Raw genomic sequence first — 5,096 nt, 5'->3', positions numbered from 1 at the left:
CTGGTGCGACTGGGAGGGCCGAGCCCCCAGTCCCGTGGCGGCCCGGCCCTCCCAGTCGCACCAGGCGTACCAGGCACCGCGGCCGCCCATCGTGCCGAGGAGCCGCTGGCTCGCCGGGGACGGCCGCAGCCAGCCGCCCGCACGCTACGACGACCAGGTCGCCGCCGTCTTCATCCACCACACGGACTCACCGAACGGCTACGACTGCGCCGACGCGCCCCGCATCATCCGCTACCTGTACGCCGGCCAGACCGGCACCCGGGAGTGGGACGACATCGGCTACAACTTCCTCGTCGACCGCTGCGGCACCATCTACGAGGGCCGCGCGGGCGGCGTCGACCGCCCCGTCACCGGCGCCCACACCCAGGGCTTCAACCACCGCACCGCCGGTATCGCCGCCCTCGGCACCTTCACCGCCGGTGTCCCCGTCCCCCAGGCCATGACCGACGCGATCGCCGCCCTCGTCGCCTGGAAGCTCGGTCTCTCCGACAGCGACCCCCGCGGGAGTGTGCGCCTCACCTCCAGCAACAGCCGCAGCCGCTACGCCGCCGGCACCACCGTCCTGCTGCCCACCCTCGCGGGCCACAGCGACGGCTACATGACCAGCTGCCCGGGCGCGGCCCTCGCCGAACGCCTGCCCGCCATCAGGGAACTGGCGGCCCGTCTCCAGGGCCGGTCGTGACCCCGGTCCCGGGGCCGGAGTCAGATCTCATGAGGTTCACAGACGGCCCGCCGCGGTCTCACAGACTCCTCCAAGATCCCCGCCCTACCGTCGTCGTGTCACGTCGACCGGAGGTGGGAACATGATCGGCAATCGTACGAAGAGCCCGGCGCGCGCCGCGCGGCGCACCTGGTCCGCCGCCCTGCGCAGCCCGTGGACGGTGGCCTGCGCGGCCGCCGTGGTCGTGCTCGGCCCGTCCGCCGTCACCGCCTCCGCGCTGGAGCGCGCCAACTCGGCCCCGCTGCACGGAGCGACCGCGCCCGGACACCCGGCACACGGCCACGAGGGGGAGCGTCAGGAGTCCCGGACGTACACCGCCGAGCACACCCCTGCCTCTCTGCCGCGCACCCGCAGCCGGGACCTCAGGGCCTGAAACGTTCCCCAGCCGGGGCCTCAGGGCCTGAAACGCTCCCAGAGCTTCGGGTAGCGCTCGGCGAGCGCGGACTCGTCCTCGAAGTCGACCGGGGAGCCCTCCGGCTCGCCGGGCGCGGGCGGAATGCCGAGGTCCGGCGCGACGAGGCCGGTGAGCTGCTCGTACGCCTCGTCGGCGGCGTACCCCAGCTCCTCGCCGTCCCCGTCGATCTCCTCGTCGAAGTCGCCCAGCAGATCGGCGAGCGCGTCCGGGTCGTGCACCGCGCCCTCGAAGACCTCCCGACCCTGGCCGATCAGCCAGCACCGGAAGAAGTCGAACGCGTCGTCGCTGGCGCCGTCGAGCAGCACCCAGGCGGCGCCCCACAGGTCCCAGGTGTAGGCGCGGTTGTAGCGGGACTCGAAGTGCCGGGAGAAGTCGAGCACCGCCTCCGGGTCCAGTCGGCCGAGCCGTTCCACGAGCAGGTCGGCCTGGTCCTCCGGGTCGCCCTCGGCGTCCTCCCGGGTCGTGTCCACCAGCTCCCAGAACTCCGTCTCGTCCATCACGGGTCCAGCATCGGGCCTCAGGGGGCCGGATGCACGTGGAGGGCCACGGATCGGCCACGCCCGCCGACGCGCCCCGACGGCCCGTACGGCCCCTCTCAGCCCCGCGCCGCTCCCCGATACAGCTCGGCGAGCCGCCGCGCGTCCTGCACGAAACGGCTCCGCAGACCTTCCGGCGCGAGCACCTCGACCTCGGCCCCCAGCGCCGTGAGCTGGGTGCGGGCCACGTCCTCCGACTCGACCCGGAGCGTCACGGTCCTCCAGCCGTGCGCGTCGGGCGCGTCGTCCGTCGCCGCGAGGGCGTCCCGCGCCGACACGGGATCAACGACGTGCGGCAGCCGCCGCACACCCTCGGGGGACAGCCGTACGACGACCTCGGTGTGCAGGATCGAGCGGGCGAAACGTTCCGCCTGTTGGTCCCAGTACGCCGGCAGATCGAAGTCCTTGTCGCGCGTGAAGCGGGCTTCCTCGCTCTCGACGGTGCTGAACCGGTCGATGCGGTACGTACGGAAAGGAGCGGAACGGTTGGCGGAGCCGACGTCCGGACGGGCGTCGGGACGGCCCGGAGTGTCGTGGCCGGTGCGGGGGCCGGGGACGGAGGGGGCGGCGAGGTCGACGACGCGGGCGCACAGGTACCAGATGCCGGCCTTGAGGACGAGACCGTACGGCTCCAGCCGCCGTTCGACCTCCGTGTCGCCCCTGCGGTAGCGCGCCGTGATCCGCCGGTCGTCCCAGACGGCGTCCGCGACGACGGGCAGCAGCTCCGGGGTCTTCGGTTCCTTGAACCAGCTCGGCGCGTCGAGGTGGAACCGCTGGGACGCCGTGCGCGAGGCGTCGCGGAGGGAGGGGAGGAGGGCCGCCGACACCTTCAGGCGGGCGGCGGAGGCGGCGTCCTCCAGGCCCATCTCGCGCAGGGCCCCCGGAACGCCGCTGAGGAACAGGGCCTCGGCCTCGCTGCGGGCGAGTCCGGTCAGCCGGGTGCGGTAACCGCCGATCAGACGGTAGCCACCGGCCCTCCCGCGGTCCGCGTACACGGGGACACCAGCCTCCGACAGGGCCTGGGCGTCCCGGGTGACCGTGCGCTCGGACACCTCCAGCTCACGGGCCAGCTCGGCCGCGGTCATGGAGGGGCGGGACTGGAGAAGCAGCACCATCTTGATGAGCCGGGCAGCGCGCATGAAGTCATCATGCCGGGCCCTCCGAGGGGAGGGGCGTGAGGGTGCGTCGTCGGGTGCGGGTGCGGGTGCGGGTGCGGGTGCGAGTGCGTGCGGGGGCGTGCGCGCAGTTCCCCGCGCCCCTGAAAAGCGTCCGGGCCGCGCCCGTGCTTTTCCTGTGAAGGGTGGGCCGCAGGCCCATCCCTTCGGGGGCGCGGGGAACTGCGCGAGAAACCACGAACCACCCGCACTCGCCGACCGACAGGCACCCCCCGTTCAGAAGGCGCCCGGCAGCCTCACAGCCCGTACTTCTCGCGGGCCTCCTTCACCGCCGCCGCCCGGGTCTCCCCCCGCTTCGCCAGCTGCGCGAGCGCCGCCACGACGATGGACTGCGCGTCGACACCGAAGTGCCGGCGGGCCGCCTCGCGGGTGTCGGAGAGACCGAAGCCGTCGGCGCCGAGGGAGGAGTAGTCCTGCTCGACCCACTGGGCGATCTGGTCGGGAACCTGACGCATGTAGTCGGACACGGCCAGCACCGGACCTTCGGCGCCCTGGAGTGCCTGGCGGACGTACGGGACGCGCTCCTCGCCGCGCAGCAGCGCCGCGTCGGCGTCCAGGGCGTCCCTGCGCAGCTCGCTCCAGGACGTCGCGGACCACACGTCGGCCGCGATCCCCCACTCGTCGGCGAGGAGTTTCTGCGCCTGAAGCGCCCAGTGGATGGCCGTACCGGAACCCAGCAGTTGGATGCGCGGGGCGTTCGCCGGGACGGTCACGCCCGCGGACTCCGCCGTGTTGAAGCGGTACAGGCCCTTGACGATGCCCTCGTCGATACCGAGACCGGCCGGCTTCGCGGGCTGCGGGAGCGGCTCGTTGTAGACGGTCAGGTAGTAGAAGACGTTCGGGTCCTCACCGGGCGCGGCCTCGCCGTACATCCGGCGCAGACCGTCCTTCACGATCGTCGCGACCTCGTACGCGAAGGCCGGGTCGTACGTGAGGGCGGCCGGGTTGGTCGCCGCGATGACCGGTGAGTGACCGTCCGCGTGCTGCAGGCCCTCGCCCGTCAGCGTCGTACGGCCGGCGGTCGCGCCGACGAGGAAGCCGCGGCCGAGCTGGTCGCCGAGCTGCCACATCTGGTCGGCCGTGCGCTGCCAGCCGAACATCGAGTAGAAGATGTAGAACGGGATCATCGCTTCGCCATGCGTGGAGTACGCGGTCGACGCGGCGATGAAGTCGGCCATCGAACCGGCCTCGGTGATCCCCTCGTTGAGGATCTGCCCGTTCTCGGCCTCCTTGTAGTACATCAGCTGGTCGCGGTCGACCGGCTCGTACGTCTGGCCCTTGGGGGAGTAGATCCCGAGGGACGGGAACAGCGACTCCATGCCGAAGGTGCGGGCCTCGTCGGGGACGATCGGCACCCAGCGCTTACCCGTCTCCTTGTCGCGGACCAGGTCCTTGATCAGGCGGACGAAAGCCATGGTGGTGGCCACGTTCTGGGAGCCGGAGCCCTTGTCGAAGGAGGCGAAGGCCTTCTCGGCGGGGGCGGGCAGCGGCGCCACCGGGTGGACGCGACGGGCCGGCGCGGGGCCGCCAAGGGCGGCGCGGCGCTCCTGGAGGTAGCGGACCTCGGCGGAGTCGGCGCCCGGGTGGCCGTAGGGCACGACGCCGTCGACGAAGTCGCTGTCCTTGATCGGCAGGTCGAGCAGGTCCCGCATCGTCTTGAACTCGTCCACCGAGAGCTTCTTCATCTGGTGGTTGGCGTTCTTCGACGCGAAGCCCTCACCGAGGGTGTGGCCCTTGACGGTCTGGGCCAGGATCACGGTCGGCGCGCCCTTGAACTCGACGGCCGCCTTGTACGCGGCGTACACCTTGCGCGCCTCGTGACCACCGCGGGAGAGGTGGAAGCACTCCAGGATCTTATCGTCGCTCAGCAGCTTCGCCATCTCGACGAGCGCCGGGTCCTTGCCGAAGAAGTCCTGGCGGATGTAGGCGGCGTCGCGGGTCTGGTACGTCTGGACCTGGGCGTCCGGTACCTCGCGCAACCGGCGGACGAGCGCGCCGGTGGTGTCGAGCTGGAACAGCTCGTCCCAGGCCGAGCCCCACAGGCTCTTGATCACATTCCAGCCGGCGCCGCGGAACTGGGCCTCCAGCTCCTGCACGATCTTGAAGTTGGCGCGGACCGGGCCGTCGAGGCGCTGCAGGTTGCAGTTGATGACGAAGGTCAGGTTGTCGAGGCCCTCGCGGGAGGCGAGCGCGAGTGCCGCCGTCGACTCGGGCTCGTCCATCTCACCGTCGCCGAGGAACGCCCAGAC

Annotated in this window: 5 protein-coding genes; 2 read left to right on the top strand and 3 right to left on the bottom strand. The window is 72.0% G+C overall.

Annotation, left to right across the window (positions count from 1 at the left end):
• Window positions 1–34 precede the first annotated feature (34 nt).
• Complete coding sequence (locus AOK15_RS36825) at window positions 35–682, top strand: peptidoglycan recognition protein family protein (RefSeq protein WP_240508765.1); 648 nt, start codon at window positions 35–37, stop codon at window positions 680–682.
• Window positions 683–803: 121 nt separating this feature from the next.
• A complete protein-coding gene (locus AOK15_RS36820) occupies window positions 804–1,094 on the top strand; it encodes a hypothetical protein (protein WP_055522949.1) in 291 nt (96 codons plus the stop codon).
• 20 nt (window positions 1,095–1,114) lie between these two features.
• On the opposite strand, the gene AOK15_RS36815 is transcribed toward AOK15_RS36820, so the two are convergent.
• From AOK15_RS36815 to aceE, 3 genes are all read right to left on the bottom strand, one after another.
• The gene (locus AOK15_RS36815; protein WP_055522946.1) at window positions 1,115–1,633 is read right to left on the bottom strand and encodes a DUF4240 domain-containing protein; all 519 of its coding nucleotides are present in this window, start codon (window positions 1,631–1,633) and stop codon (window positions 1,115–1,117) included.
• Between the two features lie 98 nt (window positions 1,634–1,731).
• Complete coding sequence (locus AOK15_RS36810; RefSeq protein ID WP_055522944.1) at window positions 1,732–2,811, bottom strand: helix-turn-helix transcriptional regulator; 1,080 nt, start codon at window positions 2,809–2,811, stop codon at window positions 1,732–1,734.
• Window positions 2,812–3,083: 272 nt separating this feature from the next.
• Window positions 3,084–5,096: pyruvate dehydrogenase (acetyl-transferring), homodimeric type (gene aceE, locus AOK15_RS36805; RefSeq protein WP_055522942.1), on the bottom strand; the 2,013-nt coding region annotated here is incomplete at its 5' end.

The sequence above is a fragment of the Streptomyces ossamyceticus genome (genome assembly GCF_001418475.1).
GTDB lineage: Bacteria > Actinomycetota > Actinomycetes > Streptomycetales > Streptomycetaceae > Streptomyces > Streptomyces ossamyceticus.
This window is presented reverse-complemented; position numbering and strand designations above follow the sequence as displayed.